This is a genomic window from Sphingomonas telluris, assembly GCF_022568775.1.
Taxonomy (GTDB): Bacteria; Pseudomonadota; Alphaproteobacteria; order Sphingomonadales; family Sphingomonadaceae; genus Sphingomicrobium; species Sphingomicrobium telluris.
The window spans coordinates 1,826,581-1,840,255 of the sequence record NZ_JAKZHW010000001.1; the positions used below are offsets into that span (position 1 = coordinate 1,826,581).

Sequence of the window (13,675 nt, forward strand, 5' to 3'; positions counted from 1 at the left end):
CAGCACTTCCAGCTTATAAGCCGATAAGGCTGGCTTCAGCGCCAGTCGCCGGCAATCGCCATGAAAGCGGCCAGCGCGGCCAATGCGGCTGTTTCGGCGCGCAGGATGCGTGGACCGAGGGAAACCGGCACCGCGCCGGCGGTAGCGCGGATCGTCGCGCGCTCATCGTCGGTGAAGCCGCCTTCGGGACCGGTGAGGATGAGCGCAGGCCCCGGATTGAATGAAGACGAGGGCGGCTCTCCGCCGCCTTCATCGGCGAAATAGAGCGGCCGACTGCTGTCGCGCCCTTCGAGCAGTTGCTTGAGCGACAACGGCTCCGCGATCTCCGGCAGCCGTGTCCGACCGCATTGCTCCGCCGCTTCGACCGCGATCGACCGCAGCCGGTCGAGCTTCACGCGCTCGGCTACGGTTCGCTGGGTCATGACGGGGATGAGTTTGGCGACGCCGAGTTCGGTCGCCTTTTCGACGAGCCAATCCGTCTGCGTGCGCTTCACCGGCGCGAAGGCCAGCCAGACGTCGGGAATGCTCTCGGGCTCGCGGGTCCGGGGCCCCACCGTCAACGTCATGCGCTTCTTGCCGGCCTCGGCGACGGTTGCGAGCCACTCGCCGGAACTGCCGTCGAAAACGAGCAACTGGGCGCCCTCACCCAGCCGCATGACGTTGCCGAGATAGTTCGCCTGGCCGGGATCGAGCTCGAGGCGCCCGCCTTCGCTCAACTCCCCCCGCACGAAGAGGCGAGGAAGGCTCTTTGCCGGCCAGGCGGGCGTCGCAGGCATTAGGGGGCGGCCGCAGCCTTGCAGCCGTCGCCGTGCGTGATGTCCTGGGCCAGCTGCTGAAGTCGAACCACAAGGCCTTCATCGAGATCGAGATCGTGGGCGGCCCGCTCATCCTTTCCAAGGCGTCGAGGGTCCAGGCCCGTCACTCCCGCAAACACGACCAGCGCCTCCAGATAATAGCCCGCCACGGATGCATGATAATGGTCCGGCGCCCACAGATCGATCATACCGAGCGATATGCCGTCATAGGGGTTGGGATCCGCGATCCCGCGGGCGATGGCGCAGTTGAAGGCCTCTCCCACGGGGTGGATGCGAGCGATCGATGGATGGGCGGCCCGCGCCTCGTCGTACCCTCGGCGCACGTCCTTCGCCATGCGCTGGATCGGCTGCCCCGACCAATGTTGGCCGCTCGGGTACGTCAGGTTCGGCCTGCTCCACGTCGCCGTCATGCTGAGAGCGACATGGGGCGACTTACGCCGGAAAATTTCGGCGAACTTGCCCGAATAGGTCACCGTCTTCGAAGCATCGCCGGGCTGGTCGGGATCGAGCGTGCTGTAGTCCTGAAGGACGACCGCATCCCACTTGCGGTTCAGAACCTGCCGCCTGTTGTCCCAATGCCACTCCAGCGACTTGCCGGGCGAAGTCTCCAGCGACACGCGCCAACCCAGATGCAACTGGTCTGAGAATGCTTGAAAGAGCGCGGGTACGCCTCCCGTGGCGTCCCGGTTAAGGTCGGTCACGGTCTCCGGCCGGTACTTGAGAACCGCCTCCGCTTCGCCGCCGAAGGTGAAGCTGTTGCCCACGAACAGGATCGATCTCGGCTCCGCCGGCAGAGCCGCGAGAAACGAGACGGTGAAAACCAGCGATGCCGACCCCACGAGAAAGTGTGGTCGGCTTCTTGACGAACGAACAGGCTTTACGGGCATCGCGCCCGCTTAGCCGCAGCCTTCAGAACAGGCTACCGGTTGAGCAACTCGGGCGGCAGCGGGTTCGAGTTAGGATTGCATCCCTCGCCCGGGTTGAAACCGGACGAATCGAGATCGAAGATCTGATGCGTGTGCCCCCAATTCTGGACGCGACCGCCGGGACCCTCCGGACCGTCAATCGGAGCGTCCGGATCGTCGTTCAAGCCGGAGAACTTGCAGAAGGACATTCCCTTGGAATAGTCCGACTTGGGGTTCTTCGTGCTTCCATTGACTTCACCGGCCATGGCCGGGGCTGCAACGGCAACGGCGCAAATAGCCGCCACAAACACGGTGATCCTGCTCATACGCGCTCTCCTCCGTCCACCCGGGGTCCGCGCGCTTTAAATGAAGCTCAGCAGCCGAGGCAGTTATCTTTCGTTGCCGGGCGAAGCGCTTTGCTAAGGCCACCATCAACCCGCTAAGCCGCGAGCGTGAGCACGGCTGGCGACATCGTCCCGGACAGCGAGCGGCGCGGATTCATCGGCGGACTACCGCCGAGGCTGCGTCCCTATGCTTCGCTGATGCGGCTCGATCGCCCGATCGGGACATGGCTGCTCTATTGGCCGTGCGCGTGGAGCGTTGCGCTCGCGGGCGTCGGCGGGCGCTGGGATCTGTTCCTGTGGCTGTTTCTCGGCGCGTTCGCGATGCGCAGCGCCGGCTGCGTCTATAACGACGTCGTGGACAGGGACCTCGACAAGAGGGTGGAGCGGACGAAGTTGCGCCCCCTCGCCAGCCGGCGGGTGTCGCTCCAGTCGGCGTGGCTCCTGATCGGGGTCCTTTGCGCAATCGGACTGGTCGTCCTTGCGCAGTTGAATCGGACGGCGGCGATCGTCTCGCTCGTCAGCGTCGCGCCGGTCGCCGCCTATCCTTTCATGAAGCGGATCACTTGGTGGCCACAGGCGTGGCTCGGTCTCGTATTCTCGTGGGGCGCTCTGGTCGGATGGCCGGCGGTTCGCGGGACGCTGGATTGGCCGGCCCTGCTGCTCTGGTTCGGGAGCATCGCCTGGGTCATCGGATACGACACGCTCTACGCGATCCAGGACCTGGAGGATGACGCACTCGTCGGAGTGAAGTCCTCGGCCCGACGTCTCGGCGGCAAGGCGCCCGTCGGCGTCGCAATCTTCTACGCCATCGCCGTCATTCTCTGGGGCGCAGCAGTCTGGGCGGTGCGTCCCGACTGGCTGGCGCTGTTCGCGCTCGCTCCGGCGGCGCTACACCTCGCCAATCAGGCGCTTCGTGCCGATCCGAAGGACGGCGAAGGTGCTCTCAAGCTGTTCCGATCAAACCGAACCGCGGGCTTTCTCGTTTTCCTGGGAATGCTGGTCGTCGGTCTTTCGAGCCGCTAGGCGCTCCCGATGCTTCCCATCGAACAGGCGCGAGCGATCGCGGAGTCGCTCGTCGAGCAGGCACGCGCGGCAGGCGCCGACACCGCCGACGCGATCTATGCGGCCTCCGAGTCCCAAAGTGTTCAGGTCCGGCTCGGCGAACTCGAGCATGTCGACCGGTCGGAGGGCGAGGAAGTCGGCCTGCGCGCATTCATCGGGCAGCGCTCGGCGACCGTCTCCTCATCGGACTTCTCGCCCGAGGCCCTGCGGGAACTCGTCACGCGTGTCATCGCCATGGCCCGCGAAGCGCCCGAAGATCCGTTTGCGGGTCTCGCCCCGGCCGAGTTGTTGCAACGCGGAACTCCGCCCGACGTCCAATCGGAAGATAGCCAGGGTGCCGATCCCGAGGCGATGCGCAGCCGCGCGCTCGAGGCGGAAAGGGCGGCGCTTGGCGTGCCCCAGATCACAAATTCGAGCGGCGCCTCCGCCGGAAGCTCGGCGAGTACCGTGGCGCTCGCGACGTCGACGGGATTCAGCGGCGCATATCGCGCGACGGGACACAGCGTGTCTGCCTCGGTCATCGCGGGCGAAGGCGCGACGATGCAGCGCGACAGTGCATGGCACGGCACTCGCCATCTCGAAGACCTCGACCCTGCGGAACAGGTCGGGTGGCTGTCCGGCGAGCGCGCCGTCGCGCGGCTCAACCCGGGCAAGCCGAAGCCGGGCCGCTACCCCGTGCTGTTCGATCCGCGCGTCGCCGGATCGCTTATCACGCATTTCGCTGGCGCGATCACCGGCGGCGCCGTGGCTCGCAAGTCGAGCTTCCTTCAGGACAAGCTTGGCGAAAGCATCTTCGGCGCTGGCGTGACGATCACCGACGATCCCCTTCGGTTTCGCGGCCTTCGCTCGCGGCCGTTCGATGGTGAAGGCCTCCCCGTAGCGCAGATGGATCTGGTCGCGGACGGGGTGTTGCGCACGTGGACGGCGGAGAGCGCTTCGGCGCGTCAGCTTGGCATTCAGCCTACCGGACATGCCGTGCGGGGGACGAGCGGCGCGCCTGGTGCGGGTCCGACCAATCTCTTCCTCGCGCCTGGAAAGCGCAGCCGCGATGAGTTGCTCACCGCCTTCCCGGAAGCACTGCTGATCATCGAACTGATCGGCCAGGGCGTGAACCCGGTGACCGGCGATTACAGCCGTGGCGCGGTCGGTTTCATGGTTCGAAACGGCGAGATTGCAGAGCCTGTGGCCGAGATCACGATCGCATCGAACCTGATCGACATGTTCGCGACGCTGGAACCGGGAAGCGACCTGGAGTTCCGGCGCGGCATCGACTCTCCGACGATCCTCATCCCCGAAATGACGGTGGCCGCGGCCTAGTCCGCACCCTCGATCGCGGGGATGCCGAGCCGCATGATCTCGATCTTCGTGCAGCGGTCCATGACGACCTTTAGCCCCGCGGCTTCGGCGCGGGCAGCCGCTTCCTCATTGACGATGCCGAGCTGAAGCCACACGGCTTTCGCCCCGACGGCAATCGCTTCATCGACCGCTTCACCCGCCGCCATCGGTCGGCGGAAGATGTCGACGATGTCGATCGGAACGCCGAGCTGGTGCAGGTCGCGCCAGACGAATTCGCTGTGGACGCGCTCGCCGGTGATCTGCGGATTCACCGGCAGGATTCGGTAGCCGTGCCGCTGCAGGAAGGCCGAAACGCCGTAGGACGGGCGGTCCGGACGGTCTGAGCAACCAACGACGGCGATGTTCCGGGCATTGGTCAGAAGTTCAGCAATGTCTTCGTCACGGGTCAGCGGCATGGACGGCCTCCTGGTGCTTCAATGCTTTAGCGGCCCACCGTTTCCAGTGCGTCGATCACTCTGGCAGCCAGATCGGTGAAGGCTTTCGCCTCCGGCCCATCGCCGAGCGCCGGCGGATTTCCAGCATCGGACGCTGAACGAATTGCTGCAGAAAGCGGAAGGCGTCCGAGGAACGGCACTCCGATCTGAGCCGCCGCGGCCTCGGCGCCGCCGCTGCCGAAGGGGTCCGATCCCTCCCCGCAATGCGGGCAGATATAGCCGGCCATGTTCTCGATGATCCCCAGCACCGGCACGTCCATCTTGCGGAACAGATCGATTGCGCGCGTCGCGTCGATCAGCGACAGGTCCTGCGGCGTGGAGACGATCACTGCTCCGTCCGGCCGCGACTTCTGGATTAGCGACAGCTGCACGTCGCCCGTGCCCGGCGGAAGATCGACGACCAGCACTTCGGCGTCGCCCCAATCAGCCTCGACCAGCTTGGCAAGGGCGCCCGTCGCCATCGGTCCGCGCCAGGCGAGCGCATGACCGGGCGAAACCAATTGCCCGAGCGAAAGAAATTTCAGGCCGTGAGCCTCAACGGGATTGAGACGGTCGTTGTCGGCGGTCGGCTTGGCATCCGTGCCAAGCAGGGTCGGCTGCGAGGGGCCGTAAACGTCGGCATCGACGAGACCGACTTTCTTCCCACTCTTCGCCAGCGCGACGGCAAGATTGGCAGCGACGGTGGACTTGCCCACGCCACCCTTCCCGCTCCCAACGGCGATCAGGGTCCGATGCTGCTGCGATGCCGTCAGAGCGATGCGGACTTCCTCGACGCCCGCAATGCCCGACGCGGCGTGATGGAATTCTGCCTCCAGCACCTTGCGGTCTGCATCGGCCAAACCGGTGGCATCGACGATCAGCGTCGCGACACCGTCATTCAGTCTTCGCGACCGGATACGCCCGGCGTCCGGAAGGGTGTCGAGTTCGGCAAGAGGATCGGCCATCGCGGCGCGACATAGGTGCTCCCCTCGCGCTTGCCACTGTTTTTCGCGATTTCCGCTCCCTATAGTGTATTTATGACAATTCTTTCGGGGCTGGGGCCACGGGCGCGAGCCCTCTTCAGCGACAACAAGGGACCCTGGGGACCATCCGGCAACGAACCGGAGGGCGGCGACGATCATCAGCCCGCAGGGCCGTGGGGCGACGGCCCGAAGCGACGCCGCGGCGGAGGATCGGCTCCGCGCCAGGTCGGGTCCCTCGACGACTTCCTGCGCAAGAGCCGCGCGCGCTTCGGCGGAGACCTTCCCGGACGGCCGAACACATCGATCGTCATTTGGATCGCCGGCGTCCTGGCGCTGCTGTGGATCTTAGGGACCTCTTTCCATAGCGTCGCGCCGGGTCAGCAAGGCGTGGTCACCCGTTTCGGCCGGTACAACGCCACGCTCGGGCCGGGTATCGGGCTGACGTTCCCCTCCCCGATCGATCGGGTGAAGAAGATCGACGTCCAGAATATCCGGACCTTCGATCTCGGCTCGGCAGAGGCGAACGATTTGATGCTGACGGGCGACCAGAACCTGCTCGACATCGCCTATTCGGTTCGCTGGAATATCCGCACGCCGGAGCTTTATCTGTTCCAGCTTTCCGATCCGGACGAGACGATCAAGCAGGTTGCGGAAAGCGCGATGCGCGCGGTCGTCAGCCGCGTCAGCCTGAACGACGCGATGGGCGACAAGCGCGCCGAGATCGAGACGCAGGTTGCCGAGACCATGCAGCGAATCCTCGACGGCTACCGTTCGGGCATCCAAGTGCAGGGCATCGCCATCAAGCAGGCCGATCCGCCTGACGCGGTCAACGACGCCTTCAAGGAAGTCACCGCCGCGCAGCAGGACGCGCAGTCCTACGTCAACCAGGCACGCGCCTATGCGCTTCAGCTGACAGCCAAGGCGCAGGGCGAGGCGACCGCGTTCGACAAGGTCTACGAACAGTACAAGCTGGCGCCAGACGTGACCCGCCGTCGCATGTACTACGAAACGATGGAGCAGGTTCTGTCGAAGGTCGACAAGACGATCATCGAGGCGCCCGGCGTCACACCTTATCTGCCGCTGCCGGAGATCAAGAAGCAGCAACAGCAGTCGCAGCAGCAGGAGTCGGCGCGATGACCGATTTCTTCCGCCGCCACTCGATCCTCTCGATCGTGATCGCGCTGATCGCGCTGTTCGTGGTCATCAGCAGCTTCCCGATCGTTCCGGAGACCAAGCAGGCGGTCGTCGTCCGCTTCGGCAAGCCGGTTCGCATCCTCAATCGCTACGAGCCCGGCCGTCCCATCGGCGGCGCTGGCGCCGGCATCAGCTGGCGCATCCCCTTCGCCGAGGACGTCGTGTGGATCGACAAGCGCGTGCAGGACGTAGACATGCAGCGCCAGCAGGTGCTCTCGACCGACCAGCGCCGGCTCGAGGTCGACGCATTCGCACGCTACCGCATCGTGGATCCGCTGCTGATGTACGTCCGCGCCCGCAACGAGGAGCAGCTTCGCGAGCAGCTTCGTCCCATCCTCGGTTCCGAAGTCCGCAACGAGCTCGGCCGCATCGAGTTCGCGCAGCTCCTGACGCCGGAGCGGCAGGGCATCATGGACAGCGTGAAGCAGTCGCTGAACCTGATCGCCCGGCAATATGGCGCTCAGATCATCGACGTCCGGATCAAGAAGACCGATCTGCCAGACGGGACGCCGCTTCAGTCGGCTTACGACCGAATGCGGACGGCTCGTCTGCAAGAGGCCCGCTCGATCCGCGCGCAAGGTGCGAAGCAGGCGCAGATCATCCGCGCCGTGGCGGATGCAGAGGCGGCTCGCACCTATGCGGCCAGCTTTGGCAAGGACGTGGACTTCTACGATTTCTACCGCGCCATGCAGAGCTATCAGACCACTTTCGTGGGCGACGGACAGGAAAAAGCTGCTCCGACGACCATCGTTTTGTCGCCTGACAATGCCTATTTGAAGGAATTCGCTGGGAAAGGGCGCTGAGCCTGTTCAATTCGCGTTCAGGCGTTCTGGCTAGCGCAAACTCAGGTGCTAAACGTGCAATTCATGGAGTATCGATGAGATCGAAGGAGTCCGGGACGGTGCGCTACGCCTATGGAGTTGCAACGGCGCTGCTATTGGGCGGAACCGCCTTTTCGTGGGCAACCGGCGAGGCGGGAGCGCAGGTTGCTCAGAACGCGCCTGCTGCAATGGCTCCTGGCGGAGCGCCCATGTCCTTCGCGGATCTCGCGGCCAAGCTACAGCCCGCGGTCGTCAACATCTCGACGAAGCAGCGCGTGCCGGTGCGCACGCAGGCCGACCCGCTCGAGGAATTCTTCAAGCGCTTCGGCATGCCCGACCAGGGCGGCGGCGACCAAGGCGGTAGTGGCCAAGGTGGTCAGGGCGGCGGCCCGCGCACCCGCGAGACCGGCTCGCTCGGTTCCGGCTTCATCATTTCGCCGGACGGCTACATCGTCACCAACAACCACCTGATCCAGAGCGCGACCGGCAACGGCACCGTCGACCAGGTCACGGTGACAATGACGAACCGCAAGGAATATCCGGCGCGGATCATCGGCCGCGACACCGCGTCCGACCTCGCGCTCCTCAAGATCGAAGGGCAGAACCTGCCCTACGTGAACTGGGGTGACAGCACCCACGCCCGCGTGGGTGACTGGGTTCTCGCGATCGGCAACCCGTACGGTCTCGGTGGCTCGGTCACGGCCGGCATCATCTCGGCCCTGCACCGCGGCATCACCGGTGCTGGCGCCTACGATCGCTACATCCAGACCGATGCGGCCATCAACATGGGCAACTCCGGCGGACCCATGTTCGACCTCAGTGGCAACGTCATCGGCATCAACTCGGCGCTGATCTCCCCGACGGGTGCATCGGTGGGCATCGGTCTCGCCATCCCGGCGGAAGCGGCCAAGCCCGTGATCGATTCACTGCGTCGTGGTCAGCGTCCGCAGCGCGGTTACCTCGGTGTCGGCCTCCAGCCGCTCGACGAGAATATCGCCGAGAGCCTCGGTCTTCCGAAGGATCGCGGCGAGATCGTCCGTTCGGTCCAGCCGAACGAGCCGGCAGCGCGTGCGGGCCTGCAGCAGGGCGACGTGATCGTCCGCGTTAACGGCCGTGACGTAAACCCCGACCAGACGGTCTCCTTCCTGATCGCCAACACGCCGGTCGGATCGAAGGTGCCGCTTGAAATCATCCGCGGCGGCAAGCGCCAGTCGCTCAACGTGACCGTCGGCCAGCGCCCAACCGAGGAAGAGCTCGCCAAGCAGCTCGGCGGAGGCGACACCGACCAGGGCACGGACCAGGACAACAGTCCGGCAACTCCGGGAAGCTCGGTCCTCGGACTCTCGCTCCAGTCGCTCAACCCCCAGATCTCACGTGCACTGAACCTGCCGGCCGGCGCCCGCGGCGTGGTGATCGCCTCGGTCGATTCGAACAGCGACGCGGGCGAAAAGGGCCTGCAGCGCGGTGATCTCATCGTCTCGGTAAACCAGCAGCTGGTGACTACCCCCGCGCAGGTCCAGGCCGCAGTCGATGCCGCTCGCCGGGCTGGCCGGACGAACGTCCTCCTGCTGGTCAAGCGCGGCACCGCGCCCGAGGCCTTCATCGGCATCGAAATCGGCAGCGGTCAGAAGTAGCGAGCCTCCCTCGCAATCCGTATTCGCCGCCGCTAGGCTAGGGGAAGCGAATGTGCGAGGGAGAGCGCATGGCCGACGGGTCGACGAGCAGCGTCTTCATTGGAAGTGCTTCGGGCGGAGCCAATCCGCAGAGCCTCGAGCTTAGCCGGGCCAATCGTCACGGACTGATCGCCGGAGCGACCGGCACCGGAAAGACCGTGACCCTGCAGGGCATCGTCGAAGGCCTTTCAGCTGCCGGCGTCCCCTGCTTCGTCGCGGACGTGAAGGGCGACCTTTCCGGTCTCGCGATGGCCGGCTCGCCTACTTCAAAAATCCACCCGATCTTCGCGCAGCGCGCGACGGATGTCGGCATGACCGGCTGGACCTACCATGACACTCCGGTCCAGTTCTGGGACCTGTTCGGTGAGCAGGGCCACCCGATCCGCACTACCGTCAGCGAGATGGGTCCGCTGCTGCTCAGCCGATTGATGAACCTCAACGACGTTCAGGAAGGCGTGCTCAACATCGCTTTCAACGTCGCGGACAAGGAGGGTCTGCTCCTCCTCGATCTCGACGATTTGCAATCGATGCTGGTCCATTGCGGCGAGCAGGCGGACCAGCTGACCCTGCAGTACGGCAACGTGTCCAAGCAATCGATCGGATCGATCCAGCGCTCGCTGCTTCAGCTGAGAAGCCAAGGCGGCGATCATTTCTTTGGTGAGCCGGCGCTGGACCTGCACGACTTCATCGGCTTCGACGATCAGGGCCGGGGCTATGTCAATGTGCTTGCGGCGGATCGCCTGATGGCGAGCCCGCGGCTCTACGCGACCTTCCTGCTCTGGCTGCTGAGCGAACTGTTCGAAGAGCTTCCGGAAATCGGCGATCCGGACAAGCCGGTACTGTGCTTCTTCTTCGACGAGGCCCACCTGCTGTTCAACGATGCGCCTCCGGGGCTGCTCGAAAAGGTCGAGCAGGTCGTCCGCCTGATCCGTTCGAAGGGCATCGGCGTCTATTTCATCACGCAGAACCCGATCGACATTCCGGACAAGGTCGCCGCGCAGCTCAACAACCGCATCCAGCACAAGCTTAACGCCTTCACGCCGCGTGATCAGCAGGCCGTGAAGGCGGCCGCCGACACGTTCCGCGTCAATCCGGAAATCGACGTCGCAACCGCAATCACCGAACTGAAGATCGGCGAGGCCCTGGTTTCGTTCCTGCAGCCGGACGGTTCGCCCTCCCCCGTTCAGCGCGTGCTGATCAAGCCGCCCTCGACGCGCGTCGGTCCGCTGACACCCGAAGAACGCAACGTCATCGTCACCACCGACGCGGTCGGCACCAAGTACGATACGTTGCTCGACCGCGATTCCGCCGAGGAAATCCTCAAGGCCAAGGGCGATGAAGCGGCTGCGGCTGCGGCGTCGGCCAAGGCGCAGAACGACGCAGACAAGGCCGCTGCAGAGAAGGCCCGGCAAGACGCCATCGTCGCGAAGGAGACCGCCCGCGCCCAGGCAGCACAAGCCCGCCTCGAGGCTCAGCAGCAGCGCGAAGCCGAGCGCCAGCGGGTGGCTGCGGAGCGTGAAGCTGCTCGCCAGGCCCGCGAGGCCGCCAAGCCCACGATGGCCGACAAGATGATGCAGTCGGCAGGACGTTCGATCGCCAGCTCCGTCGGCCGCCAGATCGGCAACCAGCTGCTCCGCGGGATTTTCGGAGGCCTGTTGCGTGGACGCTAGTTGCGAGCTGATTCAGTCGCTCGAGAATGAGTGGCGGGACGCGCTCCTTTCGCGCGACATCGACGGCCTGCGTTCGCTGATCCATCCCCGCTTCGTCCTCATCGGAACGCGGGCGAGCGGCCCTTTCATCATCAATCGCGAGGAATGGCTTGCCGCCGTTCAGCAGCGCGAGATCGTGACGATCGACCTGGAGATCCGGGAATCGTTCGTCAGCGACGAGGTCATGGTCGGGACGGTCTGGGCACGCTGGAAAGTGAAGTATTTCGGCGGCGAGATCGAAGATTGCGTCCTCCTAACGGACGTCTGGGTCAAGGAAGAAGACCGGTGGCAGGTCGTGCGAAGGCATTCGAGCCCAGCGCCGCCGGGATGTAAGTTTTAAGAGGGGAAGACGTGGCGACTGTAACTCAACAGGACGGCGTGAAGGCCGTTCGCGAACTGACTCTGCGCGGCATTATCCTGGGCGCGCTCATCACCGTCGTGTTCACCGCGGCCAACGTCTACCTCGGCCTGAAGATCGGCATCACCTTCGCGACCTCGATCCCGGCCGCCGTCATTTCTATGGCCGTGCTCAAGGCCTTCCGCGATGCGACGATTCAGGAAAACAACATCGTCCAGACGATCGCATCGGCGGCGGGAACACTGTCGGCGATCATTTTCGTCCTGCCCGGCCTGATCATGGTCGGATGGTGGACCGGCTTTCCCTATTGGCTGTCGGTAGCCGTGATCGGCATCGGCGGCATCCTGGGCGTCATGTATTCCGTGCCGCTGCGGCGCGCGCTCGTGACCGGCACGGACCTGCCGTTCCCCGAAGGCGTCGCGGCGGCTGAAGTGCTGAAAGTCGGCAGCGGCGTCGGCGGAGCCGAGGAGAACCGCCGCGGCCTCATCCTCATCGGCGGTTCGACCGTCGTTGCGGCGGCCTATTTCCTGGTCGCGAAGACCCGCATGCTGACCGACACCGTCGGGCGGACCTTTAAGGTCGGAACCGGGGGTTCGGCGATTTCCGGCAGCCTGTCGATGGCCCTCATCGGCGTAGGCCATCTCGTCGGCGTCGCGGTCGGTGCGGCGATGATTGTCGGCATGCTGATCACCTGGGTCTTCATCGTGCCTCATTGGACGCAGGACGCCGGCTTCGTGGCGCAAGTCGCCGCCCCCGATCTCGAAACATTGGTCGGTGCAGCGTTCCGTCAGAAGGCCCGCATGGTTGGCGCCGGCACCATCGGCGTCGCCGCCATCTGGACCCTGCTGCGCATCATGGGCCCGATCATCCGAGGCATCCGGGCGGCGATCGCGGCCAACCGCGAGCGCAAGGCCGGCCGCGCAGCCGACTTGCCGCTCACCGAGCGCGACATCCCGATCGGCATCGTCGCGGCGACCATCCTGCTCTCGATGATCCCGATCGGCCTGCTGCTCTTCGCGTTCGGCAACACCGCGCCGATCGCCGCTGAACCCGGCGTCACGATCACACTGAGCATCATCTACACGCTGATCGCCGGCGTCGTCATCGCGGCGGTCTGCGGTTACATGGCCGGGCTCATCGGCGCATCGAACAGCCCGATCTCCGGCGTAGGTATCCTGTCGGTCTTGGGCATTTCGCTGATCCTTGCCGCGCTCTTCCATGGTGCCGGCGTCGATGAGACCAAGGCGCTCGTGGCCTTCGCCTTGTTCGTCACAGCCATCATCTTCGGCGTTGCGACCATCTCGAACAACAATCTGCAGGATCTGAAGACCGGCCAGCTGGTCGACGCCACGCCCTGGCGGCAGCAGGTCGCGCTGGTGCTCGGCGTCGTCTTCGGCGCGCTGGTCATCCCGCCGATCCTCGACCTCATGAACACGGCTTTCACGTTCCAGGGTGCCCCCGGCGCGAAGCCCACGGCCCTCCCCGCTCCCCAGGCGGCGATCATCTCGACGATCGCGCAGGGCGTGCTCGGCGGGAGCCTCGACTGGGGCCTGATCCGCGAAGGCGCGCTCATCGGCGTGGTCGCGGTCATTGTCGACGAGGTTCTCAAGCGCTTCTCGGGCAGGCGGCTGCACCTGCCGCCGCTTGCGATCGGCATGGGCATCTATCTGCCCCTGGAGGCGGACCTGCTGATCCCGTTCGGCGCCGCACTTGGCTGGTTCTACAATCGCTGGGCGATGCAGTCGAAGAGCCCCGCCTTCGCTGAGCGGATGGGCGTGCTGATGGCGACCGGACTGATCGTCGGCGAAAGCCTGATGGGCGTCGTCTATGCCTTTGCCGTTGCCGGCGCCGAAAGGGCCGGGTCGGAGGACAGCGCCAACGTGTTCGCGCTGGTACCAGCCTATCCGGCGGTCATGGTCGTCAGCCTCGCAGTGTTTACCGCAGCGATCCTGGCGCTCTACTTCTGGACGAAGAACCGGGCGTCGAACGCTCCGGCTCCGGACGATGATGCCCTCGTTCCGTCGGAAGCCACCTACCGGTAG

At 65.2% G+C, this 13,675-nt stretch carries 13 protein-coding genes; 8 read left to right on the forward strand and 5 right to left on the reverse strand.

Features of this window, described 5'->3' with window-relative positions:
* Positions 1–35: 35 nt before the first annotated feature.
* From LZ016_RS09230 to LZ016_RS09240, 3 genes are all read right to left on the reverse strand, one after another.
* Entirely contained in the window at positions 36–776 is a 741-nt protein-coding gene (locus LZ016_RS09230) for a 16S rRNA (uracil(1498)-N(3))-methyltransferase (RefSeq protein ID WP_241447083.1), read from the reverse strand.
* Positions 776–1,654, reverse strand: a complete 879-nt coding sequence (locus LZ016_RS09235) for a PEP-CTERM sorting domain-containing protein (protein ID WP_241447084.1) — start codon at positions 1,652–1,654, stop codon at positions 776–778. Before LZ016_RS09235 ends, LZ016_RS09230 begins: the two co-directional genes overlap by 1 nt.
* An 80-nt stretch (positions 1,655–1,734) precedes the next feature.
* Positions 1,735–2,046, reverse strand: a complete 312-nt coding sequence (locus tag LZ016_RS09240) for a hypothetical protein (protein WP_241447085.1) — start codon at positions 2,044–2,046, stop codon at positions 1,735–1,737.
* Between the two features lie 126 nt (positions 2,047–2,172).
* On the opposite strand from LZ016_RS09240, the gene ubiA reads away from it, so the two are divergent.
* Both ubiA and LZ016_RS09250 read left to right on the forward strand, forming a co-directional pair.
* Positions 2,173–3,087: a 4-hydroxybenzoate octaprenyltransferase gene (gene ubiA, locus LZ016_RS09245; protein WP_241447086.1), complete on the forward strand. Its 915-nt coding sequence runs from the start codon at positions 2,173–2,175 to the stop codon at positions 3,085–3,087.
* A 9-nt stretch (positions 3,088–3,096) separates the two neighbouring features.
* Entirely contained in the window at positions 3,097–4,443 is a 1,347-nt protein-coding gene (locus tag LZ016_RS09250) for a TldD/PmbA family protein (protein ID WP_241447087.1), read from the forward strand.
* Here LZ016_RS09250 and LZ016_RS09255 read toward each other — a convergent pair.
* Together LZ016_RS09255 and LZ016_RS09260 are read right to left on the reverse strand one after the other, a co-directional pair.
* Positions 4,440–4,877, reverse strand: coding sequence for a CoA-binding protein (locus LZ016_RS09255; protein WP_241447088.1), 438 nt, complete (start codon positions 4,875–4,877; stop codon positions 4,440–4,442). The genes LZ016_RS09250 and LZ016_RS09255 overlap by 4 nt on opposite strands.
* A 26-nt stretch (positions 4,878–4,903) precedes the next feature.
* Positions 4,904–5,860: an Mrp/NBP35 family ATP-binding protein gene (locus tag LZ016_RS09260; RefSeq protein WP_241447089.1), complete on the reverse strand. Its 957-nt coding sequence runs from the start codon at positions 5,858–5,860 to the stop codon at positions 4,904–4,906.
* A 72-nt stretch (positions 5,861–5,932) separates the two neighbouring features.
* Here LZ016_RS09260 and hflK point away from each other — a divergent pair, with 72 nt between their 5' ends.
* From hflK to LZ016_RS09290, 6 genes are all read left to right on the forward strand, one after another.
* A complete protein-coding gene (gene hflK, locus LZ016_RS09265; protein WP_241447090.1) occupies positions 5,933–7,015 on the forward strand; it encodes an FtsH protease activity modulator HflK in 1,083 nt (360 codons plus the stop codon).
* Entirely contained in the window at positions 7,012–7,875 is an 864-nt protein-coding gene (gene hflC / locus LZ016_RS09270; protein ID WP_241447091.1) for a protease modulator HflC, read from the forward strand. Before hflK ends, hflC begins: the two co-directional genes overlap by 4 nt.
* A gap of 74 nt (positions 7,876–7,949) precedes the next feature.
* Positions 7,950–9,527 carry a Do family serine endopeptidase gene (locus LZ016_RS09275; RefSeq protein ID WP_241447092.1) on the forward strand — a complete coding sequence of 526 codons (1,578 nt, stop codon included), beginning with the start codon at positions 7,950–7,952 and terminating at the stop codon, positions 9,525–9,527.
* A gap of 68 nt (positions 9,528–9,595) precedes the next feature.
* On the forward strand, positions 9,596–11,236 hold the full coding sequence (locus LZ016_RS09280; RefSeq protein ID WP_241447093.1) for a helicase HerA-like domain-containing protein: 1,641 nt from the start codon (positions 9,596–9,598) through the stop codon (positions 11,234–11,236).
* The gene (locus LZ016_RS09285; RefSeq protein ID WP_241447094.1) at positions 11,226–11,615 is read left to right on the forward strand and encodes a nuclear transport factor 2 family protein; all 390 of its coding nucleotides are present in this window, start codon (positions 11,226–11,228) and stop codon (positions 11,613–11,615) included. Before LZ016_RS09280 ends, LZ016_RS09285 begins: the two co-directional genes overlap by 11 nt.
* An 11-nt stretch (positions 11,616–11,626) precedes the next feature.
* On the forward strand, positions 11,627–13,675 hold the full coding sequence (locus LZ016_RS09290) for an OPT family oligopeptide transporter (protein WP_241447095.1): 2,049 nt from the start codon (positions 11,627–11,629) through the stop codon (positions 13,673–13,675).